Below are 15,016 nucleotides of genomic sequence, written 5' to 3'. Positions count from 1 at the left end.
GTGAACGTCATTTGTCAGTTGTCATTTGTCATTTGTCCTTTGTCATTTGTCCAATAACTAATGACTAATGACTAATGACTTTAGAAATCTAAACCAGCTTCGCGTGCTGCATCAGCTAATGCTTTGACACGACCATGATATAAGTTACCACCGCGATCGAAGACTACTTTGGTAATGCCTTTTTCTAGCGATCGCACTGCGATCAACTTACCAACTTGTACCGATGCATCGCGGTTTGCACATGACGCTAAACTAGATTTCAACTCTGGTTCTACAGTCGATGCAGCCACGATGGTTTGATGCTGAGTATCATCAATCAGCTGGGCATAAATATGCTCATTAGAACGAAATACCGCTAAACGCGGACGTTCTGGGGAGCCAATCACTTTGCCACGAACGCGTCGATGACGACGGTTTTTTGATTCTCTACGAGTAAGTTTCATTTCTACTTCTTACCACCCTTACCAGTCTTACCAGCTTTCCGTCTGACCACTTCACCAGCATAGCGAATGCCTTTACCTTTGTAAGGTTCTGGTGGACGAACGGCACGAATCTTGGCGGCTGTGTTACCGACGATTTCTTTGTCATAGCCGCTAACAATGACGTTAGTGGTACCTTCTACGGCAAACTGAATTCCATCTGGTGGTTCAATTTGCACTTGATGGCTGTAACCCATATTCAAAACTAGGTTACGCCCTTGAAGTTGTGCCCTGTAACCAACACCTTGAATTTCCAAACGGCGCTGAAAACCTTGGGAAACTCCCTCGACCATGTTGGCAACTAAAGTGCGGCTCAAGCCGTGCAATTGCTTCGATGTCCGAGTTTCATCCCGACGATTTACGTGTAATATTTCCCCCTCTTGAGAGAGTGAGACATTATCTCTGAGAGTGCGAGAAAGTTCTCCTTTCGGGCCTTTCACCACAATATTCGTACCATCGATCGCCACTTGAACTTTGGCGGGAATAGTAATTGGACGTTTACCAATACGTGACATGACTTTTTGTCCTTTGTTATTTGTCCTTTGTCCTTTGTCTTTCACTAATGACAAATGACTAATGACCAATGACTACCAAACGTAACAAAGTACTTCGCCACCCAAGTTCTGACGCCGCGCTTCGCGGTCAGTCATAATGCCACTGGATGTAGAAATAATGGCAATGCCAATGCCGCCTAGTACTCTTGGTAATTCTTTTCGATTTGAATAAACACGCAAGCCAGGCTTACTCACTCGCTTTAAGGCGGTGATTAGAGGCTGACGGTTTTTTCCCTTGTATTTCAGGGAAATCACCAGATTGCGTTTTACCCCTTCTTCTGCTTCTTCGATTTCAGCAATAAAGCCTTCCTCCCGTAGCACTTTGGCAATGCTCCGGGTCAATTTTGTAGCTGGCACTTGTGTAGTTTGATGCCGCGCCAGGTTGGCATTGCGGATGCGCGTCAGCATATCTGCAATTGTGTCGTTAGCCGCCATCGTTCCCTCTATAGATGAACTTACTGATCGCGAAAGGGCATTCCTAATTCTTTAAGTAAGGCGCGTCCCTCTTCGTCGTTTTTTGCTGTAGTGATAATGGAAATATCCATCCCACGCACTTGATCGATGCTGTCGTATTCGACTTCTGGAAAAATTAGCTGTTCTCTTACACCCAAAGTGTAGTTACCGCGTCCGTCAAAGCTTTTAGGGCTAACGCCGCGAAAATCTCGAATTCTGGGTAATGACAGGCTAACTAACCGATCGAAAAAGGCATACATCCGTTCGGCTCTGAGTGTCACCATGATCCCCACAGGCATACCTTGACGAATCTTAAAGCCAGCGATCGCCTTTTTCGCCCTTGTCACCACTGGTTTTTGACCTGTTACCAGGGCAATTTCGTTGATGGATGCCTCTAGAGACTTCGCATTTTGAGCTGCTTCACCCAAACCCCGGTTAATCGTAACCTTTACCAACTTCGGTACTTGATGAACGTTGGTATATTGAAACTGATTAATCAGTTTGGGGACGATTGTCTCTTGATATAAGGTTTTGAGTCTTGTTGTCGGCATAGTTTTTTGTCCTGATATCCCTGGGCTTGGTCAGGGAACAAAGTTATGAGTTATGAGTTATGAGTTATGAGTTATGAGTTAAATTTAATTCTTAACTCTTAATTCCTAACTTCTAACTATTTATCCAGAATTTCGCCAGTTTTCTTGAGTTTTCTGACCTTTTTGCCTTCTGAGGTAAAGGTGTAACCAACACGACTGGCAACGTTTTGCTTAGTGGAATAAAGCATCACGTTGGAGCTATGAATTGGGAATTCTTGGGTAATAATTCGCCCTGATTCCCCTTCTTGCTGGGGTTTGACGTGCTTGGTCTTTATGTTGACACCTTTGACGATGACTTTACTCAGTTGGGGAAGTGCCTGAGTAATTTCGCCAACTTTTCCTTTGTCTTTGCCAGCAATCACTTGTACGGTGTCGCCAGTTTTGACGTGCATTTTGTGGAATACTTTGGGCGTACCCTGTTTGGTTGCCATTAAAGCACCTCCGGAGCCAGAGAAACAATTTTAGTAAAGTTTTTATCGCGCAGTTCCCGTGCAACTGGGCCAAAAACCCGTGTGCCTCTGGGATTACCGTCTTTGTTGATGATCACAGCGGCGTTATCATCAAAGCGAATACTCATACCACTGTCACGACTTACAGCTTTCCGAGTCCGAACAATTACTGCTTCTACAACATCAGACTTTTTTACAGCCATGTTGGGTGTAGCATCTTTGACAACTGCGATAATTTTATCGCCGATAAAACCATAACGACGGTTGCCTCCGCCTAAGATGCGGATACACATTAGTTTGCGGGCGCCGCTATTATCTGCGACATTCAGGTAAGTCTGGGGTTGAATCACAATTATTCTCCCTTGTAATGTTGTTAGCTTCTAACAACGATGAGGTTTAAGTAGGCTTGACGTTCAGGACTTCTGTGATTTTCCAGCGCTTGGTTTTACTCAGGGGTCTAGTTTCCTGAATGCGAACGCGATCGCCTACTTTACACTGATTTTCTTCGTCGTGAACTTTATATCGTTGGGTGTTAACCACAATCTTGCCGTACTTGGGGTGAGGAGCGCGGTTTTCTATGGCGACTACCACAGTTTTTTGCATTTTATCGCTCACTACCAAGCCAACTCGTTCTTTAACTGCCATAATCTCCTACTTTGCTTCTTTAGCCGATTGACTTGCTGCCCGTTTGCGTTCTGTTTCTAGCGTCAGCAATTGGGCTAGGCGGTGGCGCAATTGTCGGAACTGATGGGGCTTTTCTAGTTGTCTGGTGGCTTTTTGCAAGCGCAATTGAAATAGTTGTCTTTTGATCGCGACAATTTCATCAGAGAGCTTCTCGTCGCTTAATTCTCTAGCTTCTGAAATTTTGGGAAGAGGCATAAGCTACTCCTGCTCCTGTGGTTGAGAGCGCACAATAAACTTAGTTTTGATGGGCAGTTTAAATGAAGCCAAACGCATCGCTTCACGAGCGATTTCTTCAGAAACTCCACCAATTTCAAACAAAATTCGTCCTGGCTTGACTACAGCTACCCAAAATTCTGGATTACCTTTACCGGAACCCATCCGGGTTTCAGCAGGACGCATGGTTACAGGTTTATCAGGGAAAATCCGAATCCAGATTTGTCCACCCCGACGAATATAACGAGTCATTGCCCGACGGGAAGCCTCGATTTGACGTGAGGTAATCCAAGCAGGTTCTTGTGCTTGGAGTGCAAAATCACCGAAGTTGAGGGTACTACCACGGGTGGCTAGTCCTTCCATCCGTCCCCGCTGTTGTTTGCGGAATTTAGTTCTTCTAGGGCTTAACATGGTTGGTCACTTGTCATTTGTCATTTATCATTTGTCATTTATCATTTGTCATTTACTAATGACTAATGACTAATAACTAATGACGATTTATCCTTCATTTGAGCGGTCTTCAAATTGCTGGCGACGACGTTGTTGTTGACGGCGACGGGGTTCACGTTCGCGATCACGTGGGTCACGTTCGCGATCGCGGCTTGCTGGTGGTAGCGGTTCTGGTTCCTGTCCAGGAATAATTTCTCCCTTAAACACCCATACTTTGATACCCAAAATGCCGTAAACAGTTTTTGCTGTGCAATAAGAGTAGTCAATGTCAGCCCGTAAAGTATGTAAAGGTACTCTACCTTCACGAGTCCACTCTGTCCGGGCAATTTCTGCACCGTTGAGGCGACCGCTAACTTGGATTTTAATACCTTGGACACCAGCACGTTGGGCACGTTGAATAGATTGCCGCACTACCCGCCGAAAGGAAACCCGACGTTCCAATTGTTGAGCAATGTATTCAGCAATTAGGTAGGCATCAGCATCAACTCGTTGAACTTCAACTACATTGATCCGAATTTGACGATTACTACCCAACAATCCTTGGAGTCCGGTACGTAACGATTCAATACCTTGTCCACCACGACCTACTACTACCCCAGGTCTAGCTGTCCGTACTTCTAAGTCGATTTGGTCGGCTTTCCGCTCAATCCGTACTTCGGAAATTCCGGCGTTGTTTTGAGCCTGTCTACCCAGCTTTTGTTCTATATATTGACGCAGTTTGTAATCTTCTTGTAGAAGTTCTGGATAACGATCAGGAACAGCAAACCAACGGGATTGATGTTCATGTGTAATACCCAGACGAAAACCAACTGGATGAATCTTCTGTCCCACGAATGCTTCCTCTAAAATTTCTTACTTTACGCAATTTATTCGTGTAAACGTGCTTATTTTTCTGGGGCGGCTGCAACGGCCACAGTAATATGACACGTCGGCTTGCGAATTTGGTAAGCTCGACCTTGCGCTCTTGGTTGGAACCGCTTCAACGGCGGCCCTTGATCGGCATAAGCCTGAGTAATCACTAGTTGGGTCCGATCTAACCCAGCGTTGTGTTCGGCATTGGCAGCAGCGCTTCTGAGAACCTTCAAAATGGGTTCAGTGGCGCGATAGGGCATGAATTCCAGGATGATTAACGCTTCTCGGTAAGATCGCCCGCGGATTTGATCGAGTACCCGACGCACTTTATAGGCCGAGATGCGGATAAAACGAGCGATCGCTTTTACTTCAGTAGTATTAGTAGCCATAATTTTCTCCAATTTTATCTTTCGTCCTTTGTCTTTTGTCCTTTGTCGAAAGCTAATAACTAATGACCAATGACTATGACAAATGACTAATAACTACCTACCCGCTTTTTTGTCGCTTTTTCCATGACCCCTGTAGGTGCGTGTTGGGGCAAATTCACCCAATTTGTGTCCTACCATCTGTTCATTTACAAAAACTGGAACGTGTTGGCGTCCGTTGTGAACAGCGATAGTATGACCTACCATTAGAGGCAAAATTGTCGAAGCTCTTGACCAAGTTTTAATAACTTCTTTTCTGTTGTTGTCGTTGAGCTTTTCAATTTTCTTTAAGAGATGATCCGCAACGAAAGGACCTTTTTTTAGAGAACGACCCATAGTTCAATTTTGGCTTTAGGATTTAGGAATTAGGAGTGAGGAGTTAGGAGTGAGGAGTTAATAAGTTTAGATTCAACTCATAACTCATAACTCATAACTTCTAACTCTTTAAGATTCACGACCACCGCGACCGCGTTTAGAAGACTTACGACGACGACGCACAATCAACTTGCTGCTAAGTTTCTTGCGATTGCGTGTCTTCGCACCCAATGTGGGTTTACCCCAAGGTGTAACAGGCCCCGATCTACCGATAGGGGCTCTACCTTCACCACCACCATGTGGGTGATCCACTGGGTTCATGACGCTACCTCTAACCTTAGGACGGCGACCTTTCCAGCGATTTCGTCCGGCTTTACCTGCACTCAGGTTTCTTGCATCGGTGTTGCCTACTTGCCCAATGGTGGCGTAGCACTCACGTCGAATCAAGCGGACTTCTCCTGAAGGCAACTTGAGAGTTACATAATTACCTTCTTTTGCCACGACTTGGGCGCTAGCACCAGCAGCACGTACAATTTGACCACCTTTACCAGGGGTAAATTCTACGTTGTGAACACTAGTACCTAAAGGAATCTTTGAGAGCGGTAAGGCATTACCATCTTCAAAGGGAGCTTCTGGCCCAGAAATAATTATTGTTCCAACTTTCAACCCGTTGGGGTGAAGGATGTACCGTTTTTCCCCATCTTGGTAATACAAAAGGGCAATCCGGGCATTGCGGTTAGGATCATATTCAATTGCTGCGACTTTTGCCGGAATATTATGTTTATCCCTTTTAAAATCGATGATCCGATAAAGCTGTTTATGTCCGCCACCCCGGCGACGACTAGTAATCCGTCCGTGATTATTCCGACCTTTAGCGCGATGCTTCGAGGTTGTTAGGGATTTTTCTGGCTCGGTTCTGGTAATTTCCGCAAAGTCAGAGATTGTAACTTGGCGAGTGCTGGGGGTATAAGGGCGATAAGAACGGGTACCCATATTTTTAAGTGCTGAGTGCTAAGTGCTGAGTTTGAAATTTTGAGTGCTGAGTTTTGAGCGTAGTAACTCCTAACTCTTAACTCCTAACTCCTAACTTTTTTAGACTTCTGGGAATAGAACTTGTCTAATCTTGTCTTCATCCCCAGGTGCGACGGTGACGATCGCTCGCTTATATTGGGGCTTATAACCAATAAATTTACCAACGCGCCGCTTTTTACGCGGTGGTAGGGTGGTGTTGACTTTTACAACCTTGACCTGAAATAAATCTTCGATCGCAGCCTTAATTTCTGGCTTTGATGCCTTGGGAATTACTTCAAAGGTGTACTTGTTTTGCTCCATCAAGATGGTCGCTTTCTCGGTGACGATTGGGCGACGTACTAAGTCGGCAAGGTCGCGGGGGTCAAAGCTAGGCACTGTAGACCTCCTGAATTTTTTCTAGGGCTGATGCCGTAACTACAATTTTGTCAGCGTGCAGTAAATCAAAAACATTTAGCTGGTCGGCTGCAATTAGTTTTAAATTTTCAATGTTGCGGGCTGATAAATAAACGTTATCTGTATCCGCAATTTCAGACAAAATTAACAGTGCCTTGCTTTCTGGTACTATTCCCCAACGGGCAAGTGCTGCCACTAATTCTTTAGTCTTCGGGCGAGATAGCTCGGTGCTAAATTCTTCTACTACGATCAAGTCGTCAATACGACCGACAAATGCTGTCCGCAGTGCTAAACGTCGCTCTTTCCGGTTCAACTTCAGGTCGAAATCTCTAGGCTTTGGCCCAAAGATCACACCACCACCACGCCACAATGGTGAACGAATAGACCCTGCACGAGCGCGACCAGTACCTTTTTGCCGCCAAGGTTTACGGCCACCACCTCTGACTTCAGCACGAGTTTTTGTGCTGGCATTTCCTTGACGAGCATTAGTCAATTGCCGTACTAAGGCGCGGTGCACAATATGAGACGCTGTTCCTTCTTTGGCAACACGCAACTCGAAGGTCGTTTCGCCGACCTGTTCTCCTTGCCAATTTTTAACTACGCTTTCAACCATCTTTGTTATCTGTCCTTTGTCCTTTGTCATTTGTCATTGGTCTTTTGCCATTTGTCCTTAGCCAATGACTTTTGACTAATGACTTTTGACTAATGACTTTTGACTATCCCACTATTTTTGCAGGCACAACACTTACTAGAGCGCCTGGTTTACCAGGTATAGCTCCCTTAATCAGCAATAAGTTGCGTTCTGGGTCAACTCGCACTATGGTCAGTTTGCGGATTGTAATACGTTTTCCACCCAAACGGCCTGCCATCCGCTTACCTGGATAGACACGACCGGGCGTTGTACCAGCACCAATAGAACCGGGCGCTCTGTGGTTTTTGGAACCGTGTGACATTGGTCCGCGACCAAAGTTGTTGCGCTTCTGGTTTCCCGCAAAGCCGCGACCAATGCTTGTGCCGACGACATCGACAATTTGACCAGCGCTAAAAATATCTGCTTTAATCTCTTGACCTAAAGCATAATCACTAGAGCTATCGGTGTGATATTCATTTAAGTGACGCAATGCTGGGGCAGATGATTTAGCCAAATGACCCAGTAGAGGTCTGTTTAGTGCCTTGGGTTTAACTTCGCCATAACCAACTTGAATGGCAAAGTAACCGTCGGTTTCTTTCGTTTTAACTTGTGTAACGGTGCATGGCCCTGCTTGAATGACAGTTACAGGAATAGATACTCCTGCTTCGTCAAATATTTGAGTCATGCCCAGCTTGGTGCCGAGAATACCTACAGACACAGTAACTGGTTCTCCTTTCTACTTGCTGACCTTGGAATTGGACTCTAGAGGACACGCTTTGTACGCATCAGTTTAGGCTGGGTTAGCCTGCGAAATTTGGAATGGCTTTAGTAAGCCGCTCCAAATGCTTTCGGACACAACAAACCGTGTCCGTACTGCTTGGTGAATCTGTTTAGCTTCACTCACTAGATCACCAGAACAGCCACAAGTTCCTTCATATTGGGAAGGGGTAACTTCTGGAATCAATGCAAGGCGCTACAGCTTAAAGCTGTGTGCAGCAATGCTTTCGTCCAAGCAATTGCTCTGGCACTTTCTGGAGGCAGCGCTGTCGGCGGGTTTTCCGATTTTTACACGCCCCAAGGGCGGCTTCCCGGAGATTGGCTACTGCCGTGTTGCAGTTGGACTTAAGCGGTTTTTACCGCCCAGTATCCGTTAACTGAGACTGACGTAATGCCATGAAACCAACATTGCTGCTCAGTCTTTACTTCCCTAAACACCTTAAACTATTGTTTAAGATTTTGCCTACTTTTTCAGAGGCACAGGAGTAAACCTACTCTGGAGCTTACATAAGCTCCAATGTTGACCTGAAAGCTTTTCTAGTTTACCAGTCTATGATCAATCTGAGTCAGATTATCCAATTTGGATTTATTCGTTAGTTTTTTATGCTAACACTACCCCAGAATGACAGTTGAGAAGTTCACTACTTTGCGTTTTTGGTCACAATCTAATAATATAAATTATTTATTTATGTTTGTCCAGTAATTTATAGAGTTATTTTTAGGGAGTGGGGACTGGGGACTGGGGAAGAAATAATTAATAGCCAATGCCCAATGCCCAATGCCCAAAAAAATGCTTTTAATCTATCGGTTCAGGGTAAATAATAGAGATATCTAAGTGGGATAAGACGAAAATCTATGGCACTAATTACCACTGGCAACGGTTTAATCCGCGATCTGGAAAAATTTGGCGCTCTTGGAGTGTATGTACCTCTGGAAGGGGGTTATGAAGGTCGATATCAGCGCCGACTACGGGCTGCTGGCTATACCACCCTTCACATTACCGCTAAGGGACTGGGTGACGTAGCTGCGTATCTCACAAGAATTCATGGAGTCAGACCTCCTCATCTTGGTAAAAAAAGTACTGGTAGCGGTGCAGCAGTAGGTCAGGTACACTATCTACCCCCAATTCTCAATTCTCATCTAGAACAGTTACCACCAAAGTCAAAGGGGCTGGTCTTGTGGATTATTGAAGGGCATATTCTTTCTAATGAGGAAGTTGAGTATTTAACGAATTTACCTCAGCTAGAACCACGAGTGAAAGTCATTATTGAGAGAGGTGGCGATCGCGCTTTCCGTTGGACTTCTCTAGAAAAAACTCTGTTAGCTAGCTAACAGTTACAAAAGTGAGGAAGGTATGAATTTTAACTCATAACTTCCTCACTCTTGAGATATTGGCAATTATTGATCAAACCAGAAGCTCTATGTGCAACTTAAATGCTCATTAGTTTGTAAGTTTTTTGGTAAATCCCTGCAACCGGATTAACACTGGCTTCGCCCAATTTCCACCCAGCAAATCGTGCAACAGGGTATAAAAACAGGGAATGATAAACAGCGTCAGCACTGTTGCCAAAGATAAGCCCGAAAACACTACCACGCCTAATGGTTGCAGAAATTCTGAACCTTCCCCAATTCCTAAGGCTAGGGGAAACATACCTAAAACAGTGGTAATGGTTGTCATTAATATTGGTCGTAGGCGTTGAGGAGCCGCTTTCAAAATCGCAGTTTTCCGGTCAACTTTTTCCCGTTCGAGAATTTGATTGGCCAATTCCACCATGATGATGGCGTTATTAACTACAATACCCACCAGTAAAACCGCGCCGACAATCACTGTCGCACCAATGGCAGTTTTGGTGATGTAAAGTCCAAAAATCCCCCCAGCTAATGCCAAGGGAATTGTAAACATAATTACTAGCGGGTCGATGAGGGAATTGTATTGCACCGCCATCACCACAAAGACTAAAAAGGCAGCTAATCCACCTAATAGTTGTAGTGAGCTTTGGAGTTGCTGATTAGATTCTGCTGCTGAACTGGGTAAGCGGCTAACACCTTCAGGTAAATCTAGACTATCTAGTACCGTACTGACCTGTTCTAGGGCCTCACTAAGGCTAGCTCCCTGTGTTAAGTTGCCAGCAATTAAGAAAACCTGACGCTGGTTGATTCGCTGAACTTCTCCTGGGGCTTGAGCTTCAGCAATTTTGGCAACATCACTCAAGCGAATTTGGCGATTGTTATCGACAAACAACGGCAACCTCTGCAACTGAGAAGCTGCTTGCAATGATTTTTCATTCAACTTGACGCGAACATCGACTAAACGGTTGCCGCGTTGCAACTGAGTTGGTACGCTACCTTCAAGAGCAGTCTGAATTGTTTCCCCAATTTGTGTGGTAGTTAAACCCAAAGCTGAAACTCTCTCCCAATCAGGAAGAATCTGAATTTCTGGTTGGCGATCGTCTGCATCGGGACGAAATCTAGCTAGTGTAGCTTGTTCTTCCAAGGCTGCTAGTACCTGACGACCAGCTTCTTCTAAATTATTTACGTCATTTCCCTGAAGCATCACGTCAACATCAGCACCACGGATCGGAGAGTTGCTGAGAATCAAACCCCGTACTTGACCGGGGGAAAGACGCAGGCGAATTCCTGCTAAATTTAGCTTGTTCAACTCTTGGGTAACTCGTTCTACATAAGCTTGGACATTAGTACCCGCCTTCAAGGTAATATTGCTGGAAGCTCGTAGGGCATTAGCATTGGTAGTGTTCCCAAAGAGGGAGCCACCAATTGTAGAGAAAACATATTCTGTTTCTGGCTGCTTGCGGATAATCTCATCCACCGCAACCATTACTTTTTGGTTGGTTTCTAAAGGTGTACCGGGAGGAAATTGGGCGTTTAAGTTGGCTTGTCCGGTGTTGATGCGGGGGAGAATTTCTTGGGGAATTTGCGGAGCCATCCACAAACTGCCGCCGCCAAAAAGGATAATAGCGATCGCTACCGTAACCAATCGCCAGCGTAATATCCCAGCTAAAAAACTGCCGTATCCTCTGGTAGAAGCATCAAAGCGGTTATTAAACTTTTGCAAAAGCCAAAATTCGCTCAGACGGCTGGAAAACTTCCATGCCAACATCCGGGAAGCAAGCATTGGTACAACGGTTACGGCAATCAAAATTGAAGCTGCAACTGAAAAGGTGATGGTGAGAATTAACTCATTAAATAGTAGTGCGATAAAACCGCCGATCAGCAAAAACGGTAATACAGCTACCAAGTTTGTACTAGTAGAAGCAATTAAAGCTGATTCTACTTCTTGGCTACTTTTTTCTGCTTGATAAATTAGTTGCTGCGAATTCAAGCTGGTTCTATTATCCTTACCGGGAGTCATCCCAGCCCCTTCGGCAATGTTCTCTAACATGACGATGGAGTTATCTACCACAATACCCACACCCAGCGCTAGACCACCCAAACTAAAAACGTTGATAGATAAGCCAAATAGCCCCATCAAGATGATGGCAGCTAGGGTTGCTAAGGGGATGGCTAGGACGATGATGAAAGTTTGTCGTAGAGAACCAAGAAATAGGAGAACTGCGATCGCAGCTAGTCCAGTACCAATCAACCCAGAACTGGTAACATTGGAGATAGAGTTGCGAATAAACCGCGACTCATCCAAGGTGGGTGTAAGAATTGTCCCTTCGGGAATTACCCCAGATTGCCGGAGTTCTTCCAAGCGTTTTTTCACACCTTCAACAACGTTAATGGTGTTAGCATCGGGCTGCTTTTGGATGCTGACTTTTACAGCTTCTTCCCCGTTGAGTAGAACGTACACCCGTTGTTGTTCTGAGCCATCAATGACTTCAGCAAAGTCACGCAAATAGACGCGGCGGTTGGGGACTGGGGATTGGGTACTGGCGAGTGGGGACTGGGTACTGGTGACTGGGGAAGAAGGAGCAGAAGAGACTTCAAAAGAAAGATTGCTAATTTCATTGGCATTTTGGAACCGCCCAACGGTACGGGTTAAGGGTTCAGAATTCTGCCCTAAAATCCGACCACCAGAAATATCTATGTTGCGATCTCTGAGTTCATCTAGGACATCGGTTAAACCTACACCCAAAGCTTGCAACCGATCCAAATCAATATTTACCCTAACTTCTTCTTGAACTCCTCCCGATATATCTACCCCTGCAACTCCAGATACAACACTCAGTTCGCGGGCTAGTTCTTCTTCGGCAAAAACGCGCAAATCAACGCCTTCTAGAGAGGGCGAAGTTAATGCCAATTCGTAAACTGGCAATTGGGAAGGATCAACTTTAAATAAGCGTGGTTCTTCGATGGCGTCTGGTAATGTGCTTCTAGCTCTGTTAAAAGCAGCTGTCGCATCGTTTAAAGCTTGGTCAATATTGCCACCTGGTTGAAAGAACAGATCCAAATTTATCTGTCCCTCACGAGTTTGGGAAAAAATCTGTACCACACCCTCGGTAGCCGCAAAGGCTTCTTCTAGGGGTCTGGTAACTTCATCAACTGCTACCTCTGGGGAAATCCCAGGTGCTTGTATTCGCACACCAATTCGAGGATAGGTAATTGATGGTAGTAAATCCACGGGTAACTTTACAACAAAAAATACACCCATGACTATCACTGCCAACGTCAGCATGAGTGTGCCGATGTGTTGGCGGATTGATATAGCACTGATACTAAATCCGCCGCCGTTTTTTACTTGCTGCATTACTGTCGCTGCGCTCCAATTAAAAAGGCAAAATGAAAAATTCCAAAAGACATTTTGAATTTTTAATTCCCTTTAGGGGATGACTCTGCTGTTTCGGAAAGAATTGATAAACGTACAGCGGCTCCATCTTTTAGGGGTTGACCACTGCGAACAACATAGCGCTCCCCGACTTGTAAGCCAGATAGAATTTCAACTTTGCCATCAACCCTTTTTCCTAAAGTGACAGCACGTGCTGCTACTTTCGTCTTGCCTTCTGTGTCTTTGACTACAAATAGTGTTCCAGATGGGTTTTCTTGCTCTCCACCTGCTCTTTTTGCTGCCCCTGCTCCTTTTGCTGCCCCGGCTTGTTTTTGAATAGCTGTTTGTGGCACTACTACTCGCTGTTGAGTCTGAGTTTCAAAATTGACTCGCGCCAGTAATCCGCTACCAATCTTCCCTTGATTGTTGGGAATCACTACCTCTACAGGTATCAAACGAGCTGTGGCATCGGCAGCTGGGGAAATGCGCGTAACTCTGCCAATTAATGTTTCGTTGGGGAAGGCATCTAAGCGGACTTGTACAGACTGCCCAACTTGAATTTGTGCCAGTTCTAATTCGGAAACTTGCACAACAACTTTGACACGGTTAAAGTCACCAATTTTCAAGACTTCGCTACCTGCTTGCAGAAGATTGCCCGGTTCTGTCACCTTTTCTGTGACTACGCCAGTAATGGGGGATGTGAGTCGAGCATAAGACCTACGCTCTTTGGTTTGGGCAACCAATGCCTGTTGGGCAAGTACTCTACCTTGGGCAGCAGCGACGGCTTGCTGTTCTGTGCGGACTTGCTCTTGGGCTGCCCGTAGTGCCTGGGCGGCTGTTTGCGCCTGTGTACGTGCTTGTTCGGCAGATTGTTGGGCGATCGCTCCGGCTTTGAATAGATCCTGTTGTCGTCTTGAGTCTGCCTGAGCTTGTACCACTTCTAGCCGCGCCCGTTCAACGTCTGCACGAGCATTGCTTACTTGATTGGTTGCCCTAGCTACTTCGGATTTCAGGGCTGCTAGTTCTGCTTCTGCTTGCTTTAATTCGGTCAAAAGTATGGCATCATCTAACTGCCCGACGTTTTGCCCTTGTTTTACCGTATCGCCCACATCTAAGTTCAAAGCCAACAACCGGGCTTCTACTTGCGATCGCACTGATATAATCCGAAAAGGTGTTGTATTACCTGTGTACTCTGGTTGTGTTTGCAGCGAGTCAGTTCGAGCGATCGCCGCATCTACAGGTGTTCCACCACCGCGTTCTCTACCACCAGGTTGCTGAGATTGTGCTCCTGCTGATTCCTTGGGCAGTGATCCGCAACTTGCCGTCAACAGTCCTATACCCACCAAACAGGGAATCAATAAACTTCTTACAGAATTGGAAGAAAGGGAATAATTTCTTTCTTTCCCTTTTTCACTTATTGCACAAGTGCTGTTTGCAAGAAGTCTACTCTTTAAATCTGCGGTAGCCACTTCAGTTTTCACAACTGAATCTAACTGGATATTAATTAGTTGATTAGTGGCTACTGGATCTGTCATTTTCACCTGTTTGTGCGGCTTATTTGCATCCAAAATCATTTATTTTTCTCCTATTGGGGAGCTTTTGGGGTTAAACAGCCGTGTTTTAATCAAGTAATTTTGAGAGATATCATTAACAAAAAACGGCGAGAATGAATAAGCTGTCTGACAGTAATTTTTTGCATCAAAAACTACTGTTTTCCCACAAAAGTCCAAAACTTCTCACCGCTCTACTTCTGACGCAGAGGTAGATAATCTTCTTGCAGTTAACAAATTATAAACTTAGTATAAATATTTGTCATTTTTCTCGAATCTACCCATAGGCTAAATCTGGCTTTTTCTAAAGATATGAGCCAAAAAGTTTCGTATTCTAACATAATGGGCAGTCTTAAAAAATGATTTTTTATACATTCAATACTATATTCTATTCTACTGCAACTTTTAGTATTTACAGTACTTAAAAATGTTAAAAATATTAA

At 45.0% G+C, this 15,016-nt stretch carries 19 protein-coding genes; 1 reads left to right on the top strand and 18 read right to left on the bottom strand.

The window, feature by feature from the left end; translation table 11 throughout:
• Window positions 1–80: 80 nt before the first annotated feature.
• From rplR to rplC, 16 genes are all read right to left on the bottom strand, one after another.
• Window positions 81–443 (bottom strand): 50S ribosomal protein L18, encoded by a 363-nt coding sequence (gene rplR, locus QUD05_RS30115; protein WP_094349098.1) that lies wholly within the window; start codon window positions 441–443, stop codon window positions 81–83.
• Between the two features lie 2 nt (window positions 444–445).
• Window positions 446–994, bottom strand: coding sequence for a 50S ribosomal protein L6 (gene rplF, locus QUD05_RS30110; protein WP_163927942.1), 549 nt, complete (start codon window positions 992–994; stop codon window positions 446–448).
• A 72-nt stretch (window positions 995–1,066) separates the two neighbouring features.
• Complete coding sequence (gene rpsH / locus QUD05_RS30105) at window positions 1,067–1,468, bottom strand: 30S ribosomal protein S8 (protein WP_094349096.1); 402 nt, start codon at window positions 1,466–1,468, stop codon at window positions 1,067–1,069.
• 20 nt (window positions 1,469–1,488) lie between these two features.
• Window positions 1,489–2,037 (bottom strand): 50S ribosomal protein L5, encoded by a 549-nt coding sequence (gene rplE, locus QUD05_RS30100; RefSeq protein ID WP_094349095.1) that lies wholly within the window; start codon window positions 2,035–2,037, stop codon window positions 1,489–1,491.
• Between the two features lie 116 nt (window positions 2,038–2,153).
• Window positions 2,154–2,507 (bottom strand): 50S ribosomal protein L24, encoded by a 354-nt coding sequence (rplX, locus tag QUD05_RS30095; protein WP_069070771.1) that lies wholly within the window; start codon window positions 2,505–2,507, stop codon window positions 2,154–2,156.
• Window positions 2,507–2,875: a 50S ribosomal protein L14 gene (rplN, locus tag QUD05_RS30090; protein ID WP_069070772.1), complete on the bottom strand. Its 369-nt coding sequence runs from the start codon at window positions 2,873–2,875 to the stop codon at window positions 2,507–2,509. The genes rplX and rplN overlap by 1 nt, the downstream gene beginning before the upstream one ends.
• A gap of 46 nt (window positions 2,876–2,921) precedes the next feature.
• Window positions 2,922–3,170 (bottom strand): 30S ribosomal protein S17, encoded by a 249-nt coding sequence (rpsQ, locus tag QUD05_RS30085; RefSeq protein ID WP_094349093.1) that lies wholly within the window; start codon window positions 3,168–3,170, stop codon window positions 2,922–2,924.
• Between the two features lie 6 nt (window positions 3,171–3,176).
• Window positions 3,177–3,404, bottom strand: a complete 228-nt coding sequence (gene rpmC / locus QUD05_RS30080) for a 50S ribosomal protein L29 (RefSeq protein ID WP_289799262.1) — start codon at window positions 3,402–3,404, stop codon at window positions 3,177–3,179.
• 3 nt (window positions 3,405–3,407) lie between these two features.
• Complete coding sequence (gene rplP, locus QUD05_RS30075; protein WP_012410718.1) at window positions 3,408–3,833, bottom strand: 50S ribosomal protein L16; 426 nt, start codon at window positions 3,831–3,833, stop codon at window positions 3,408–3,410.
• Between the two features lie 87 nt (window positions 3,834–3,920).
• Window positions 3,921–4,703 carry a 30S ribosomal protein S3 gene (gene rpsC / locus QUD05_RS30070; RefSeq protein ID WP_069070776.1) on the bottom strand — a complete coding sequence of 261 codons (783 nt, stop codon included), beginning with the start codon at window positions 4,701–4,703 and terminating at the stop codon, window positions 3,921–3,923.
• Between the two features lie 53 nt (window positions 4,704–4,756).
• The gene (gene rplV, locus QUD05_RS30065) at window positions 4,757–5,113 is read right to left on the bottom strand and encodes a 50S ribosomal protein L22 (protein WP_069070777.1); all 357 of its coding nucleotides are present in this window, start codon (window positions 5,111–5,113) and stop codon (window positions 4,757–4,759) included.
• Window positions 5,114–5,206: 93 nt separating this feature from the next.
• Entirely contained in the window at window positions 5,207–5,485 is a 279-nt protein-coding gene (rpsS, locus tag QUD05_RS30060; RefSeq protein ID WP_012410721.1) for a 30S ribosomal protein S19, read from the bottom strand.
• Between the two features lie 108 nt (window positions 5,486–5,593).
• Window positions 5,594–6,457, bottom strand: coding sequence for a 50S ribosomal protein L2 (rplB, locus tag QUD05_RS30055; RefSeq protein ID WP_289799261.1), 864 nt, complete (start codon window positions 6,455–6,457; stop codon window positions 5,594–5,596).
• 99 nt (window positions 6,458–6,556) lie between these two features.
• The gene (locus tag QUD05_RS30050; RefSeq protein ID WP_069070779.1) at window positions 6,557–6,871 is read right to left on the bottom strand and encodes a 50S ribosomal protein L23; all 315 of its coding nucleotides are present in this window, start codon (window positions 6,869–6,871) and stop codon (window positions 6,557–6,559) included.
• Window positions 6,864–7,502: a 50S ribosomal protein L4 gene (rplD, locus tag QUD05_RS30045; RefSeq protein ID WP_289800116.1), complete on the bottom strand. Its 639-nt coding sequence runs from the start codon at window positions 7,500–7,502 to the stop codon at window positions 6,864–6,866. Before rplD ends, QUD05_RS30050 begins: the two co-directional genes overlap by 8 nt.
• 103 nt (window positions 7,503–7,605) lie before the next feature.
• Window positions 7,606–8,238: a 50S ribosomal protein L3 gene (gene rplC / locus QUD05_RS30040; protein ID WP_289799260.1), complete on the bottom strand. Its 633-nt coding sequence runs from the start codon at window positions 8,236–8,238 to the stop codon at window positions 7,606–7,608.
• Window positions 8,239–9,152: 914 nt separating this feature from the next.
• Between rplC and QUD05_RS30035 the strand changes: the two genes are divergently transcribed.
• Complete coding sequence (locus QUD05_RS30035) at window positions 9,153–9,629, top strand: NAD(P)H-quinone oxidoreductase subunit N (protein WP_289799259.1); 477 nt, start codon at window positions 9,153–9,155, stop codon at window positions 9,627–9,629.
• Between the two features lie 109 nt (window positions 9,630–9,738).
• Here the strand turns inward: QUD05_RS30035 and QUD05_RS30030 are convergent, their stop codons facing one another.
• Both QUD05_RS30030 and QUD05_RS30025 read right to left on the bottom strand, forming a co-directional pair.
• Window positions 9,739–13,005 (bottom strand): efflux RND transporter permease subunit, encoded by a 3,267-nt coding sequence (locus QUD05_RS30030; protein WP_289799258.1) that lies wholly within the window; start codon window positions 13,003–13,005, stop codon window positions 9,739–9,741.
• Between the two features lie 62 nt (window positions 13,006–13,067).
• A complete protein-coding gene (locus QUD05_RS30025; RefSeq protein ID WP_289799257.1) occupies window positions 13,068–14,597 on the bottom strand; it encodes an efflux RND transporter periplasmic adaptor subunit in 1,530 nt (509 codons plus the stop codon).
• Window positions 14,598–15,016 lie beyond the last annotated feature (419 nt).

The organism is Nostoc sp. GT001, from assembly GCF_030382115.1.
Lineage (GTDB): Bacteria > Cyanobacteriota > Cyanobacteriia > Cyanobacteriales > Nostocaceae > Nostoc.
This window is presented reverse-complemented; position numbering and strand designations above follow the sequence as displayed.

Coding starts and splice junctions, on each gene's coding strand:
- rpsQ (WP_094349093.1), bottom strand. CDS start 3,170: ATGGCAGTTAAAGAACGAGTTGGCTTGGTAGTGAGCGATAAAATGCAA.
- QUD05_RS30025 (WP_289799257.1), bottom strand. CDS start 14,597: ATGATTTTGGATGCAAATAAGCCGCACAAACAGGTGAAAATGACAGAT.
- rpsS (WP_012410721.1), bottom strand. CDS start 5,485: ATGGGTCGTTCTCTAAAAAAAGGTCCTTTCGTTGCGGATCATCTCTTA.
- rplB (WP_289799261.1), bottom strand. CDS start 6,457: ATGGGTACCCGTTCTTATCGCCCTTATACCCCCAGCACTCGCCAAGTT.
- rplR (WP_094349098.1), bottom strand. CDS start 443: ATGAAACTTACTCGTAGAGAATCAAAAAACCGTCGTCATCGACGCGTT.
- QUD05_RS30030 (WP_289799258.1), bottom strand. CDS start 13,005: ATGCAGCAAGTAAAAAACGGCGGCGGATTTAGTATCAGTGCTATATCA.
- rplF (WP_163927942.1), bottom strand. CDS start 994: ATGTCACGTATTGGTAAACGTCCAATTACTATTCCCGCCAAAGTTCAA.
- rplV (WP_069070777.1), bottom strand. CDS start 5,113: ATGGCTACTAATACTACTGAAGTAAAAGCGATCGCTCGTTTTATCCGC.
- rplX (WP_069070771.1), bottom strand. CDS start 2,507: ATGGCAACCAAACAGGGTACGCCCAAAGTATTCCACAAAATGCACGTC.
- rplP (WP_012410718.1), bottom strand. CDS start 3,833: ATGTTAAGCCCTAGAAGAACTAAATTCCGCAAACAACAGCGGGGACGG.
- QUD05_RS30035 (WP_289799259.1), top strand. CDS start 9,153: ATGGCACTAATTACCACTGGCAACGGTTTAATCCGCGATCTGGAAAAA.
- rplE (WP_094349095.1), bottom strand. CDS start 2,037: ATGCCGACAACAAGACTCAAAACCTTATATCAAGAGACAATCGTCCCC.
- rpsH (WP_094349096.1), bottom strand. CDS start 1,468: ATGGCGGCTAACGACACAATTGCAGATATGCTGACGCGCATCCGCAAT.
- rplD (WP_289800116.1), bottom strand. CDS start 7,502: ATGGTTGAAAGCGTAGTTAAAAATTGGCAAGGAGAACAGGTCGGCGAA.
- rpmC (WP_289799262.1), bottom strand. CDS start 3,404: ATGCCTCTTCCCAAAATTTCAGAAGCTAGAGAATTAAGCGACGAGAAG.